This is a genomic window from Paenarthrobacter sp. E2MeOHC11, assembly GCF_058744955.1.
Genome location: NZ_CP196673.1, coordinates 4,075,536 through 4,089,622, shown reverse-complemented (window position 1 = coordinate 4,089,622; position 14,087 = coordinate 4,075,536). Strand labels below are relative to the sequence as shown.

At 61.9% G+C, this 14,087-nt stretch carries 11 protein-coding genes and 3 tRNA genes; 8 read left to right on the top strand and 6 right to left on the bottom strand.

Annotation, left to right across the window (positions count from 1 at the left end):
* Positions 1 to 29 precede the first annotated feature (29 nt).
* The 5 genes from ilvC to ACSSVG_RS19005 all read right to left on the bottom strand — a co-directional run bounded on the left by ilvC (position 30) and on the right by ACSSVG_RS19005 (position 6,587).
* Complete coding sequence (gene ilvC / locus ACSSVG_RS19025; RefSeq protein WP_159702194.1) at positions 30 to 1,055, bottom strand: ketol-acid reductoisomerase; 1,026 nt, start codon at positions 1,053 to 1,055, stop codon at positions 30 to 32.
* A gap of 67 nt (positions 1,056 to 1,122) precedes the next feature.
* Complete coding sequence (gene ilvN / locus ACSSVG_RS19020) at positions 1,123 to 1,635, bottom strand: acetolactate synthase small subunit (RefSeq protein ID WP_021470923.1); 513 nt, start codon at positions 1,633 to 1,635, stop codon at positions 1,123 to 1,125.
* 2 nt (positions 1,636 to 1,637) lie between these two features.
* Entirely contained in the window at positions 1,638 to 3,542 is a 1,905-nt protein-coding gene (locus ACSSVG_RS19015; RefSeq protein WP_231339961.1) for an acetolactate synthase large subunit, read from the bottom strand.
* A gap of 294 nt (positions 3,543 to 3,836) precedes the next feature.
* Complete coding sequence (gene ilvD / locus ACSSVG_RS19010; RefSeq protein ID WP_231339962.1) at positions 3,837 to 5,558, bottom strand: dihydroxy-acid dehydratase; 1,722 nt, start codon at positions 5,556 to 5,558, stop codon at positions 3,837 to 3,839.
* 96 nt (positions 5,559 to 5,654) lie between these two features.
* Positions 5,655 to 6,587, bottom strand: coding sequence for a LysR family transcriptional regulator (locus ACSSVG_RS19005; RefSeq protein WP_492415867.1), 933 nt, complete (start codon positions 6,585 to 6,587; stop codon positions 5,655 to 5,657).
* A gap of 181 nt (positions 6,588 to 6,768) precedes the next feature.
* Between ACSSVG_RS19005 and ACSSVG_RS19000 the strand changes: the two genes are divergently transcribed.
* The 4 genes from ACSSVG_RS19000 to ACSSVG_RS18985 all read left to right on the top strand — a co-directional run bounded on the left by ACSSVG_RS19000 (position 6,769) and on the right by ACSSVG_RS18985 (position 9,345).
* Positions 6,769 to 7,698, top strand: a complete 930-nt coding sequence (locus ACSSVG_RS19000) for a sunset domain-containing protein (protein WP_492415866.1) — start codon at positions 6,769 to 6,771, stop codon at positions 7,696 to 7,698.
* 38 nt (positions 7,699 to 7,736) lie between these two features.
* Entirely contained in the window at positions 7,737 to 8,882 is a 1,146-nt protein-coding gene (locus ACSSVG_RS18995; RefSeq protein WP_492415865.1) for a PQQ-dependent sugar dehydrogenase, read from the top strand.
* A gap of 117 nt (positions 8,883 to 8,999) precedes the next feature.
* Positions 9,000 to 9,075: transfer RNA gene (locus ACSSVG_RS18990), tRNA-Lys, on the top strand.
* 194 nt (positions 9,076 to 9,269) lie between these two features.
* Positions 9,270 to 9,345, top strand: a tRNA-Lys gene (locus ACSSVG_RS18985).
* A gap of 88 nt (positions 9,346 to 9,433) precedes the next feature.
* On the opposite strand, the gene ACSSVG_RS18980 is transcribed toward ACSSVG_RS18985, so the two are convergent.
* Positions 9,434 to 9,901: a MarR family winged helix-turn-helix transcriptional regulator gene (locus ACSSVG_RS18980; protein ID WP_231339966.1), complete on the bottom strand. Its 468-nt coding sequence runs from the start codon at positions 9,899 to 9,901 to the stop codon at positions 9,434 to 9,436.
* Between the two features lie 85 nt (positions 9,902 to 9,986).
* Here ACSSVG_RS18980 and bcp point away from each other — a divergent pair, with 85 nt between their 5' ends.
* The 4 genes from bcp (at position 9,987) to ACSSVG_RS18960 (ending at position 14,064) form a co-directional block, all read left to right on the top strand.
* Positions 9,987 to 10,460: a thioredoxin-dependent thiol peroxidase gene (gene bcp / locus ACSSVG_RS18975; RefSeq protein WP_231339967.1), complete on the top strand. Its 474-nt coding sequence runs from the start codon at positions 9,987 to 9,989 to the stop codon at positions 10,458 to 10,460.
* A gap of 63 nt (positions 10,461 to 10,523) precedes the next feature.
* Positions 10,524 to 10,605: transfer RNA gene (locus ACSSVG_RS18970), tRNA-Leu, on the top strand.
* Between the two features lie 206 nt (positions 10,606 to 10,811).
* Positions 10,812 to 12,479: an ABC transporter substrate-binding protein gene (locus tag ACSSVG_RS18965; RefSeq protein WP_492415864.1), complete on the top strand. Its 1,668-nt coding sequence runs from the start codon at positions 10,812 to 10,814 to the stop codon at positions 12,477 to 12,479.
* A 79-nt stretch (positions 12,480 to 12,558) separates the two neighbouring features.
* Positions 12,559 to 14,064: a malate:quinone oxidoreductase gene (locus ACSSVG_RS18960; protein WP_492415863.1), complete on the top strand. Its 1,506-nt coding sequence runs from the start codon at positions 12,559 to 12,561 to the stop codon at positions 14,062 to 14,064.
* The last annotated feature ends 23 nt before the right edge of the window (positions 14,065 to 14,087 follow it).

Below are 14,087 nucleotides of genomic sequence, written 5' to 3'. Positions count from 1 at the left end.
ATGCGCCACTGGGCTCATGCTCCCAAGGATCAGCGGGCTGCGGAACCTTCAACGTAGTCGGCGTCCTGCTGCTGCCAGGAGAAGAGGGAGCGCAGTTCGCGGCCGACCTCTTCGATGGGGTGCTGCTCTGCCTTGGCACGCAGTTCCTTGAACTCGGCGCCGCCGTTGTCCTGATCGTCGATGAAGCGCTTGGCGAACGCGCCGCTCTGGATGTCCGCGAGGACAGCCTTCATGTTTTCCTTCACCTCGGGGGTGATGACGCGCGGGCCGGAGACGTAGTCGCCGTACTCAGCGGTGTCGGAAACGCTCCAGCGCTGCTTGGCGATGCCACCCTCCCACATGAGGTCCACAATGAGCTTGAGCTCGTGGAGAACCTCGAAGTAGGCGATCTGCGGCTGGTAGCCGGCTTCGGTCAGGGTTTCGAAGCCGTACTGGACGAGCTGGGAAACGCCGCCGCAAAGGACGGACTGCTCGCCGAAGAGGTCGGTTTCGGTCTCTTCGGTGAAGGTGGTCTTGATGACGCCGGCGCGGGTGCCGCCGATGGCCTTGGCGTAGGACTTCGCCAGGTCCCATGCGGAACCGGAAGCGTCCTGCTCAACAGCGATGATGTCCGGGATACCGCGGCCGGCTTCGAATTCGCGGCGCACGGTGTGGCCCGGAGCCTTCGGAGCGATCAGGATGACGTCAACGCCGGCCGGAGCCTCGATGTAGCCGAAGCGGATGTTGAAGCCGTGTGCAAAGGCAAGCGCCTTGCCCTCGGTCAGCTTGTCCTTGATGGAATCGTTGAAGATCGAGCGCTGGTGCTGGTCCGGTGCCAGGATCATGATGACGTCTGCCCATTCGGCAGCGTCCGCAACGTTCTTGACCGTGAAGCCTGCATCCTCTGCCTTGGCGGCCGACTTGGAGCCGTCCTTCAGTGCGATAACAACCTCGACGCCGGAATCGCGCAGGTTGAGCGCGTGGGCGTGGCCCTGGGAACCGTAGCCAACGATGGCTACCTTGCGGCCCTGGATGATCGACAGGTCTGCGTCGTCGTCATAGAACATTTCAGTCACTTGCGTAACTCCTCTTGAGTGGTTTTCTTAGATATTGATTGTGGTGCTGCGGTACTGGACGCACTGCTCACGCGGAGCGGAGCGCCCTGTCACTCATGGAGCGGGATCCCCGTCCAACGGCCAAGGTGCCGGACTGCACGATTTCACGGATGCCGAACGGCTCGAGCACTGAGAGCAGTGCAGCGAGCTTCTCGGGGGTACCGGTTGCCTCAATCACCAACGAGTCGGTGGACACGTCGACGACGGCGGCACGGAACAAGTCTGCAGCTTGGGTAACCTGCAGGCGTGTCGCGGCATCCGCACGTACCTTGACCAGGATGTGGTCGCGTTGTACGGAAGATTCTGAAGTCAGCTCCACAATCTTGATCACGTTGACCAACTTGTTGAGCTGCTTGGTGACCTGCTCAATGAGGTCGCCGTCGGCGTCGACGACAACCGTCATGCGGGACATGCCGGGGACCTCGGTGGGTCCCACAGCCAGGGAATTGATATTGAATGCGCGCCGGGCGAAGAGGCTGGCCACGCGGGTCAGCACGCCGGGCTTGTCTTCTACCAGAACGGACAGTGTGTGGCGGGTCATGCCTAGTCCTCCTCTTCCCATTCCGGGGTCATGTTGCGGGCAACCTGGATCTGGTCATTGCTGACGCCCGAAGGCACCATGGGCCACACCATCGAGTTGGGGCTGACGACGAAGTCGATGACCACCGGGCGGTCATTGATCTCGAGGGCCTTCTGGATGGTGGCGTCGATGTCTTCGTCACGCTCACACCGCAGTGCGGCGCAACCGTAGGCATCGGCCAGTTTCACGAAGTCCGGAATCCGGATGGTGTCATGGCCTGTGTTCAGGTCCGTGTTCGAGTAGCGGCCCTCGTAGAACAACGTCTGCCATTGGCGGACCATGCCCAGCGAGGAGTTATTGATGATGGCCACCTTGATGGGGATGTTGTTGATGGCACAGGTGGCCAGTTCCTGATTGGTCATCTGGAAGCAGCCGTCACCGTCGATGGCCCAGACCACGCGGTCCGGTTCGCCGACTTTGGCACCCATGGCTGCCGGAACCGAGTATCCCATGGTTCCTGCGCCACCTGAATTCAGCCAGGCGTGAGGCCGTTCGTACTTGATGAACTGGGCGGCCCACATCTGGTGCTGGCCGACGCCGGCAACGTAGATGCCTTCGGGACCGGTGAGCTCACCGATGCGCTTGATCACGCGCTGCGGAGCCGTGAGCCCGTCTTCAGGCTCCGTCCAACCCAGCGGATATGTGTCCCGCAGGTTGCCCAGGAAGGCCCACCAGGAATCCAGGTCCGGGGTCCCGCTGAGTTCAAACTGCGTTTTTACGGCTTCGGTGAGCTCCGGAATGATTTCCTTGACCGAGCCAACAATCGGGACATCGGCTGTACGGTTCTTGGAAATTTCCGCGGGATCAATATCTGCGTGGATGACCTTGGCGAAGGGGGCGAAGGTCTTCAATACACCCGTGACCCGGTCATCAAACCGGGCACCAAGGGTGATCAGCAAGTCGGCCTGCTGCAAGGCAGTCACGGCGGATACTGAGCCGTGCATGCCGGGCATGCCAACGTGCTGGGGATGGGAATCAGGGAATGCGCCACGTGCCATCAACGTGGTGACCACAGGGGCGCCGGTAGCCAGCGCGAGTTCCATCAGCTCGGCCGAGGCGTGGCCCTTGACTACGCCGCCGCCCACGTACAGGACCGGCTTGCTTGCTGCGGCGATCAACTTGGCAGCTTCGCGTACCTGCTTATTGTGGCCGCGGACCACTGGACGGTAGCCCGGCAGGTCAACCTTCGGCGGCCAGGAGAACGTCATCTGGCCCACCTGGGCGTCCTTGGCAATGTCCACCAGCACAGGACCGGGACGGCCCGTGGATGCGAGGTGGAAAGCTTCTGCCATGACGTGCGGAATGTCGTTGGGGTCCGTCACGAGGAAGGAGTGCTTGGTGATGGGCATCGTGATACCCACGATGTCCGCTTCCTGGAAGGCATCGGTACCGATGACTCCGCTGGAGACCTGGCCGGTAATGGCCACCATCGGCACGGAGTCCATGTGGGCGTCCATGATGGCGGTAACGAGGTTGGTGGCACCGGGGCCCGAGGTAGCGATGCAAACGCCAACCCGTCCAGTGACCATGGCGTAGCCTTGCGCGGCGTGGCCGGCTCCCTGTTCGTGACGGACCAGGATGTGATTCATGCTGGAAGCCATCAAGGGGTCGTAGGTGGGCAGGATCGCGCCACCGGGCAAACCGAAAATATCGTCCACGCCGAGTTCTTCGAGCGAGCGGACAATTGCTTGCGAGCCGGACATCACCGTTGGGGGTACAACGGTGTTCGGCCCAAGTACAGGAGAGAGAGGCGCAACAGCGTCGACGACGACGGCCTCAGCCGTACGGTCGACCTTTTCCGGAGCTTTGTGGGCTCCAGCGGACTTTGCAGCCATCAGCGAGGGGCTGATCGGCGATCCTTTGCTCATCGGACTCTTCCTTAGTGGATCTTCAATAGATGGGTCTTGCTTAGGGGAATAAAAAAACCCCTCAGCCTTCCGGCTCTTCGAGGGGTTTGCGCGTGACAGTTCGTTACCGGTCGGACTAAGCCACGCGCTTGGTAAGGACGACGACGCCGACGGTAACGAATGTGATCATGCGTTCAGTGTTCCCTCAAAGTGAGATACGTGTCAATTGACCACTACCGTATCTCACTATTTGGACAGCGATGTCCGCCCACCGGACTCCGACTGTCTCATGGCAGCCGGAGCCCACGGTAGGAACTATCCGCAGTACGCCCCAGTGGAGGCACTGTGGACCAACTTGGCGTACTTGGCCAGGACACCCTTGGTGAACTTGGCCGGCAGCGGCTCCCAGCCCACCTTGCGGGCTTCAAGCTCGGCTTCGTCAACCAGGAGGTCGAACGATCGGGCCGCGATGTCGACGCGGATCCGGTCGCCATCCTGCACGAAGGCGATAGGACCGCCGTCGACCGCTTCCGGCGCAACGTGGCCGATGCACAGGCCCGTGGTACCACCGGAGAAACGGCCATCCGTGAGCAGGAGGACATCCTTGCCCAAGCCCGCGCCCTTGATGGCTCCTGTGATGGCCAGCATCTCCCGCATGCCGGGTCCACCCTTGGGTCCTTCATAGCGGATGACCACAACATCACCCTTATGGATTTCGCCATTGTCCAGCGCGTTCAGTGCGCCTTGCTCACGCTCGAACACACGCGCGGTGCCTTCGAAGACATCGGCGTCGAAACCGGCGCTCTTCACCACGGCTCCTTCCGGGGCCATGGTGCCGTGGAGGATGGTGATGCCGCCGGTCTTGTGGATGGGGTTGTCCAAGGCGCGAAGGATCTTGCCGTCAAGGTCCGGCGGGTTGATCGAGGCGAGGTTTTCGGCAAGGGTCTTGCCGGTGACGGTCAGGCAGTCACCGTGCAGCAGGCCGGCGTCGAGCAGCGCCTTCATGATGACGGGCACGCCGCCGATCTTATCGACGTCAGTCATGACGTAACGGCCGAATGGCTTGAGGTCCCCGAGGTGCGGGATCTTGTCGCCGATGCGGTTGAAGTCATCCAGCGTCAGCTCAACTTCCGCCTCGCGGGCAATGGCCAGGAGGTGCAGCACGGCATTGGTGGAACCACCGAATGCCATGGTGACGGCAATGGCATTTTCGAAGGCCTTCTTGGTCATGATGTCGCGGGCCGTGATGCCCAGGCGCAGCAGGTTGACTACCGCTTCACCGGACTTCCGGGCGAAGTCATCACGACGGCGGTCTGCCGAGGGTGGGGCGGCCGACCCCGGAAGGGACATGCCCAGGGCCTCGCCGATGCATGCCATGGTGTTGGCCGTGTACATGCCGCCGCAGGCGCCCTCGCCGGGACAAATGGCCTTTTCGATCCGGGTAAGGTCCTCCATGCTCATCTTGCCCGCGGCGCAGGCGCCGACGGCTTCGAAAGCGTCGATGAGGGTAACTTCCTTCTCCGAGCCGTCCTCAAGCTTGACCCACCCCGGCATGATGGAGCCGGCGTAGAGGAAGACCGAGGCGAGGTCCAGGCGGGCCGCGGCCATGAGCATGCCGGGAAGCGACTTGTCGCAACCGGCCAGGAGAACCGAGCCGTCGATGCGCTCGGCCTGCATCACGGTTTCCACGGAGTCGGCAATGACCTCGCGGGAAACGAGCGAGAAGTGCATGCCCTCATGGCCCATGGAAATGCCGTCTGAAACGGAAATGGTGCCGAACTGCATCGGGAAGCCACCGCCGGCGTGGACGCCTTCCTTGGCACCCTGCGCGAGGCGGTTGAGGGAGAGGTTGCAGGGGGTGATCTCATTCCATGAACTGGCGACACCAATCTGGGGTTTGGCAAAGTCGTCGTCGCCCATGCCGACCGCGCGGAACATCCCGCGGGCGGGTGCCGCGTGAATGCCGTCGGTCACGACCCGGCTGCGGGGCTTGATGTCCGGCGTGTTGTCTGTCGCAATCTGGGTGGTGTCACTCATGAGCAAAGTCTATGGGTACCTTGGGGCCGCCAGTACTGTTCCCCACCGGTTTATGCATGATCAGCCGAATATTGCGGTCATAACCTGATCCGGACCTTATGTGTCGTGGTGGGAATCGTGGAGTTCGCTGCCGATTGCGGCAGCCTCGTCCTTGAGCATGTCCACGACAAGGGAGATGGTGGCCCGCGCGGCAACCTCCTGGCGCAACAAGGCAACGATGCTCCTGCTGGCTTTCACCTCCGTGAGTGGTCGAAGGACCAAACCTCGTCTGGCACTGGCCCGGGCCGTATAACGCGGGAGAAGGCAGATTCCGTGGCCGGCACCCACGAGGGCCTCAAGCACCCTCAGGTCCGGATACCGTTGGCCCCTTGAAGCCTGCCTGCCGGCGTTCAGTTCAATCTGCCGAAGGACGGTGTCAAAAGGGAACCCCTCCGGAACGCCGATCCAGGGGTAGTCAACGACGTCCTCGGGACTTAGCACGGCCTTGGCCGACAGGGGGTGGCCGGCGGGCATCGCGACGTCCAGGGCCTCTTCCAGCAACGGCACCACCATCAGTCCCTGACGAGCGAAAACCTCCGACCCATCCACGCTGTGGGCAAGGACGATGTCGTAATCCGCCACCAAAGGTGCGAAATGGGCTGTACCCGGGTCCTCGAAATGGGCGTCAAAGGTGAGGCCGTCCACAGCCGCGACCCGATGCAACACACCTGGCAACAGCATCTCGGCGGCGCTGGGGAAGAAGGCCGCCGAAACGCGCGCCTGCCAGCCCTTCCGATAGGTGTCGATGGTGGATTCCGCCCTTGCCATGGCGGTGGCGATGTCTGCAGCAGCGGCGGCCATGGCGTGCCCGGCCTCCGTGAGCTGAACACCCCTGCCCACCTTCTCAACGAGCACAACACCGATTTCCGCCTGCAGGGTCTTCAATTGCTGGGAAACAGCAGAAGCAGTGACATTCATGGCATCAGCCGTTGCGCCAACGCTTTGCCGGTCTGCCAACTCGCGCAGAATCTGCAGCCTTTTGAAGTCCATTCAGCCAGCCTAGGCGACCCACCGGAATTCCTTTCCACAGCATTTTCCGACCCCCGCACATTCCTAAGCAAACTGATTAAGTTCCGTGGAACAGCAGGTCAAACGCTGGACAGCCCATTAGGAGGCACGTAACGTCAGGAACACCACGAACTGCACCGCTGTGAGCAGAAGGGCATCCACCATGGACTGGTTAATTTGGGTCATTGTCATTGTGTTGGTCATTGCTATTGTCTGGTGGCTGATGAACCGCAACAAAGCACGTAATTCGGTCTCAACCCACGCTCCCGCCGCAATGGAGCCCAGCAACACCTCTCCCCTTCCGGATGCAGCCGCCGCGACAGCAGGTGTAGCCGGCCTGGCCGGAGTAACGAATTTGGGCAAGGCTGCCGCCGAGGGCAGCGGCCCCGCAGGGGAAGAATCAATCAGCGACGAAGCAAGCGACATCAAAGCCAGCAGGGAAGAAGGGACCAACAGCGCCTCCTCCATCGGCGACGTTGACGACGCGCCGGAGACCCCCTCCCCCGAACCCCACCCGGTGGAAACTCCGGGCTTGACGGTGGAAGAACCTGTCATCGCCGCACCTGTCATTGAGGAGCCGGTGATCGAGGAGCCGGTGGTGGATGAACCCGAAGTGGACACCGACGCGAAGCTGCATGCCGCCGACGCCGGCGACGTTGACGACTGGGATGCAGGTGCTTCACAACCAGCCGCCGCAGCAGACGCAGTCGATGCAGCAGACGCAGTTGATGCGGCAGACGCAGTTGATGCGGCAGACAAGGCCGAATGGGAATCGTCATGGACCGATGAGAGCGGCGCCCCGGTCCATCACCATGAGTACACCGACGCCCACTCCCCCACGCTGCCGGGCGCAGAGTCTGCCGCGGCCGAGGATTCCGCAAGTTCCGGACACCTTGCGGCCGAGCACCCTTATGGAACCGGGTCCTCCAGCGCTTCGGGAGACGGCTACCCCGTAAAGGCCAACGCCGCCGCCATGACCTACCACGATGAAGACGCGGCAGGGTACGACGACGTCACCGCGGACGTTTGGTTCGAGTCGGCCGCACATGCGGAAGCTGCCGGCTTCAGGCCGCCCAGGCGCAACAGGCACTGAAGCGGCAGTATCCGCAGGCATAGGCAACGGACGCAGGCATGGGCAGGCACGCAGTGGCACGGCGCATCTCGCTCATGCCTGCTTCGGCATTCGCCCTGATCCTGGCCCTGGCTTCATGCACTGGCAGTCCATCGTCGCCGGGATCCGCAGCGACCCCGGGGGCGACAGCCCCCTCCTCAACTGCCAGTGCTGGTGACGGTCAGGGGACGGTGGGCACCCAGCCCGCCACTGACCTCCTGGGGAAGCTCGACGTCGGGTTGGAGCTCCCTTGGTCCGTCGTCTTCCTGCCGAACGGCACAGCGGTGGTATCCGAGCGCGATTCGGCCCAGGTCAAGGGCATTCGAGATGGCCGGGCCACAACCATAGGAGAGGTTCCCGGCGTCGACCCCGGAGGCGAAGGTGGCCTGCTGGGCCTTGCCGTGTCGCCGACTTACCCCACAGACCGTTGGCTGTATGCCTATTTCACTTCTGCGAGCGACAACCGTATTGCGCGGATGCGGCTCGACGAGGACGCAGGCGGGAGGCTGTCACTCGGCGACCCGGAAGTCATCTTCTCCGGCATATCCAAGGCATCAACCCACAACGGCGGCCGGATCCGCTTTGGCCCCGATGGATTCCTTTACGTAGGCACAGGCGACTCCCAGCGCAGGGAACAGCCGCAGGATACCAATGCCTTGGGCGGCAAGATCCTGCGCCTTACTCCGGAAGGACGTGCCGCCCCGGGAAATCCGTTCGGTGAAAATCCCGTCTACAGCTACGGTCATCGCAACGTCCAGGGCTTGGCATGGGACAGCGAAGGAAGGTTATGGGCCAGCGAGTTTGGTCCGGACGTGGATGACGAACTGAACCTCATAACGCCGGGGGGCAACTATGGATGGCCTGCAGTGACCGGCGCACCCGGCAGGGCCGGACTGATCGACGCCAAGGTCGTGTGGCCTTCAACTTCCGAGGCGTCCCCGAGCGGACTCGAAATCGTGGACGGCGTGGCCTACACAGGCGCCCTGCGAGGTCAACGGCTCTGGGCAGTCCCGCTCAACGCCGGGACGGCTGGTGAACCTGTGGCCTATTTCACAGGTGAATATGGGCGGTTGCGGGATGTGGCCAGAGCTCCGGACGGCACGCTGTGGGTCCTGAGCAACAACAAAAACCCCGACTTCGCGCTGATCCTGCGGGGCTCATCCTGAGGTCCGCAGTCGATTGGGAGTCGATTTCACACTTCGGTGGAAGTCGTGTAGAGTTACATGTCGTTGCGGAGATCGCCGGGGAATGAAAAGCCCCTGGGTTGATCGAATACAACAGCTGCACCTCTAGCTCAACTGGCAGAGCAATTGACTCTTAATCAATGGGTTCCGGGTTCGAGTCCCGGGGGGTGCACCAAAGAAAGGCCTTGGAGCGAATATTGCTCCAAGGCCTTTTTGCTTTCCCGGGAAACCCCGGAAAGCAATGACATGGCATGCATCACGCTGCCCCCCCCAATGGTCATTAGCCCGCAAAAAGTGGTGTAGAGTTATTTGTCGTTGCGGAGCTCGCCGAGGAATGCGAATTACCCGAAGCACCCCCAACGAAATGCTGCACCTCTAGCTCAACTGGCAGAGCAATTGACTCTTAATCAATGGGTTCCGGGTTCGAGTCCCGGGGGGTGCACCAAGAAAAAAGGCTCCGGATCGTCTTCCACGATCCGGAGCCTTTTTTGCTTCTCCGCCAGGGCTTCCCAAGAGGGAAACCCTGGCCTTCCTCAGACTTTGGGTACGTCGGTGCCAGTCTCCGGGGACTCCGTTTCCGGAGCCGGCAGCCCCGCCAACCCCCGGACTACTATCCTGAGTTCCTCCCGCAACCGTGCGGTATCAACGGCTACGGGGGACAAGACATCCTGCTCAAGCTTTACAGCTTCCGCGAGGGCTGCGCTCCCGGCCTCGGTAAGGGTGACCACGTGGCTCCTGCGGTCGGAGTCGCTGCGTTGGCGGGTGATGTGCCCATGCAACTCCAGCCGCGCGAGGGTAGTGCCCATTGTCTGGGCCTTGACCCGCGCAACTTCGGCCAGCGCCGCCTGCGTAATTGCACCTTTGGCGGCAAGCACCTGCATGGCAATGACTCCGGCGTGGGTAAGGCCGATGGACTTAAGTTTTTCGTTCCACGAGATTTCCACCAGGCGCGCAGCTGTCGAAAGCAATCGGGTGGTGGGCCATCTCTCCATATCTGGCATGCCGACAGTATATGCGCGGAGGGGGATGAGACGCGGCTTCTGCGCACTAAACTGGGAAATCGCGATCGAAAGCAAGGAGCATATTGTGGCAGAACGACTTATCCCGGGCGACGTCGCCCCGGACTTCACCCTTCCGGACGAATCAGGCAATAGCGTCAGCCTCTCGGACTTCCGTGGGCGAAAAACCATCGTCTATTTCTACCCGGCAGCGTCCACGCCCGGCTGCACCAAGGAAGCGTGCGACTTCCGCGACACTCTTGGTTCCCTGCAGGCCGCCGGCTACGACGTCGTAGGCATCTCCCCCGATCCCGCCAAGGCGCTGGCAAAGTTCTCGGCCGAGGAACAACTGACATTCCCACTCCTCTCCGACGAAGACCACGCCGTCGCGGACGCCTACGCGGCATGGGGCGAGAAGAAGAACTACGGCAAGACCTACATGGGACTGATCCGTTCCACGATCGTTGTCGACCCCGACGGAAAAGTGTCCCTGGCGCAGTACAACGTTCGCGCCACGGGCCATGTTGCCAAGCTGCGCCGGGACCTCAAGCTGGACAAGTAGCGGGTACAATGTAGTCCGGTATATGGCAGGGTCCGCCCAACAGGGCGGCACGCCTGCCGGCCAGCGCGAGTGGTGAAATTGGCAGACACGCAGGATTTAGGTTCCTGTGCCTTCGGGCGTGGGGGTTCAAGTCCCCCCTTGCGCACAGTGTGAAGAAGCACAGTGGTTTCGGGCCACACGGAACACCCCCGGTTGCGGAACTCTGCAGAACCGGGGGTGTCTTTTTCCTCAAGCAGTGGGGATGGTTTCCTGAAAATGCGCTGGGAAGCGCACTCAGGACGTTCAACTAGACTGGAATGCGGTCTGGCCGAAGCCGGCCACAGCACTTCCAACCGGCTTGAGGGGACAAGAGTGGCAAGCATCAAAATGCGGCGCCTGACCGTACAGTTCGGAGCTGCCGTAGCGGTTTTGGGACTGGCAGCGTGCACCGGATCCCCCGGGCCGGCACCGTCTTCGTCAGCAAGCAGTTCCGCCCCCGCGGAGCCCGCGGCCATCTTCAACTTCGGCACGGCCTCCATGCCCTTGGGGTTGGACCCCGCTATGACGGCCGATTCCGAGTCCTACCGGATCACCCGCCAGGTCCTTGAAGGACTGGTCGGCGTCGATGGCGCGACAGGCGAGACCACCCCCCTCCTTGCCACGGAGTGGAAGGACAGCAACAACGGGCTCAGCTACGATTTCACGCTTCGCTCCGAAGTAACATTCCACGACGGCACGCCCTTGGACGCTGCCGCTGTCTGCGCCAACTTCAACCGCTGGTTCACCTTCCCTGCGGACCTCCGAAAGCAAGCACCCGGGATTTCTTTCCAAGGTGTTTTCAAGGCCTACTCCGACGAACCAGTGTTCTCCATCTTCAAAGATTGCAAGGTGGTCTCGCCCAACGATGTCCAAATCAACCTGACCCGGCCCTTCACCGGTTTCCTGCAGGCGTTGACCCTCCCCGCCTTCGCCATCTCCTCCCCGGCGGCCCTTGAAGCACAAAAGGCCAACGTCCTGGACCAAGCCCGCAATGGCCAGGCCGTGTCCGCCTATGCCTCCCATCCCGTAGGAACGGGGCCCTATGAGTTCAGCGCCTGGGACCAGAACAAAGTGTCACTCTCCAGCTATAAAGGTTACTGGGGAAACAGGGGCCAGATAGCCACCATCAACTTCATCCCCTACGATCGCGCTGAAACGCGGCAGCAGGCCCTCCTGGACGGCAAGATCGACGCCTACGACCTCGTGACGTCGGGGACCTTTGACCAGTTGGTCAAAAAGGGTGTCCAGATCATCCAACGCGACCCCTTCTCCGTGATGTACCTCGGCATCAACCAGGCAGTGGCGCCCCTGGAAAAGCTGGAAGTCCGCCAGGCAATCGAAATGGCAGTCGACAAGGAAACGCTGATCCGTCGGTTCTTCATCGACAACACGGCGCAGGCATCACAGTTCGTGCCGCCCAAGCTCAGTGGCTTCAATAACAATGCCCCCTCGCTGGGCTACAACCCGGAGAAGGCCAAGGAGCTGCTGGAAAAGGCGGGCTACAAGGGCGAGGAAATCAAGTTCTACTACCCCTTGAACGCCACCCGCGCCTACATGCCCACTCCCGAGAAGATTTACGCCGAGATCAGCCGGCAATTGGTTGCAGTGGGCTTCAACATCAAGCCCGTGCCGGTGGACTGGGAGGACGGTTACCTGCAACGGGTTCAGTCGGCGGGCGACCGCGGCCTGCACCTTCTGGGCTGGAACGGCTCCTACGCCGACGCCGACAACTTCCTCGGGCCCCTGTTCGGTGAGACCCGGGCTGAGTTCGGATACTCGGACTCGGAAGTCTTCCACAAGATCGAGCGGGCACGTGCCATGCCCAACGGCGACGACCGAAACGCCCAGTACCAGGCCATCAACGCAGAGATCGCGGCGTCGGTCCCTGCCGTCCCGATTGCCTTCCCCATCTCCGCGTTGGCGTTGTCCAACAAGGTGGAAAGCTACCCGGCTTCACCAGTCCTCAACGAAGTTTTCACAAACGTCCGCCTAAAGCCTTGACGATTCCCCGCAATTTCAGTATTGAGTCTGCGCGGGGATATTCTGTGACAGCCAGTGCCGCCGCTAACGGAGATTGATCGTGACCTTCATTTCCAAGACTCAACATGCCGACGTCGTCCTTATTGGCGGCGGAATCATGAGTGCCACCCTCGGTGCGTTCATCAAGCAACTTGAACCCACCTGGACCATCTCGCTGTTCGAACGACTCGACGAAGCGGGGCTTGAGAGCTCCGGGCCGTGGAACAATGCGGGCACCGGGCATGCCGCGCTGTGTGAGCTTAATTACTCCCCCGCAGCCAAAGATGGTTCCGTTGACCCTTCCAAGGCCCTCCACATCAACGAGCAGTTCCAGCTCTCACGCCAGTTCTGGTCCCACTTGGTGGACAGCAATGTCATCGGCTCGCCCAAGGGCTTCATCAACACCGTTCCGCACATGAGCTTCGTCATTGGCGATGACCACTCGAACTTCCTCAAGACCCGGTACGAGGCCCTCAAGCCCAACACGCTGTTCCGCAGCATGGAATACACCGAGGACCAGGACCAGATCGCCAAGTGGGCCCCGTTGATCGTCAAGGGACGGGACCGCAAGCAGCGCGTTGCCGCCACCCGCGCAGCTGAAGGTACCGACGTCGACTTCGGCGCCCTGACACGGGAATTGACCACCTACTTGCAGGACGGCGGCGCAGAGGTCAACTACGGCCACGACGTCACCAACATCAGCCGCGCAGCAGGTGGCGGATGGGACTTGTCCATCAAGCACACCAAGTCCGGCGAACACGGCCGTATCCACGCGAAGTTCGTCTTTGTCGGAGCCGGCGGCGGCGCCCTGCACCTGCTTCAGGCCTCCGGCATTCCCGAAAGCAAGGGCTACGGCGGTTTCCCCGTGTCCGGACAGTTCTTCCGCTGCACGGATGATGCCATCACATCCCAGCACAGCGCCAAGGTCTACGGCCAGGCGTCCGTGGGTGCTCCTCCCATGTCGGTCCCCCACCTGGACACCCGGTACGTGGATGGCAAGCGCTCCCTCCTCTTCGGCCCGTACGCCGGCTTCTCCACCAACTTCCTGAAAACGTCCAGCTATCTTGACCTCCCCTTGTCCATCCGTCCGGGAAACATCATCCCGATGCTGGCAGTGGCCAAGGACAACATGGACCTCACGGCATACCTCATCAAGGAGGTCGCCAAGCGTCACGAGGCCAAGGTGGAGGCCCTTCGGGAGTACTACCCCGAGGCCGCCGGCGCCAATTGGGAATTGATCACCGCAGGCCAGCGCGTGCAAATCATCAAGAAGCACCCCCAGAAGGGTGGCGTCCTGCAGTTCGGCACCGAGGTCATCGCTTCCCGCGATGGTTCCATCGGCGCACTGCTTGGGGCTTCCCCGGGAGCATCCACCGCCGTGCCCATCATGATCGAACTGCTGCAGAAGTCCTTCCCCAAGAACTTCAAGGGTTGGCAGTCCAAGCTCAAGGACATGATGCCGGGCTACGGCGTCAAGCTCAACGAGAACGCGGACCTCGCCGCCGAACTGGAAGCAAGCACCGCCCGGTCCTTGCAACTGGAAGTGGCCAACGCCGTCCAAAGCTAGGCCATACCCGGGGCTGCGGCCGG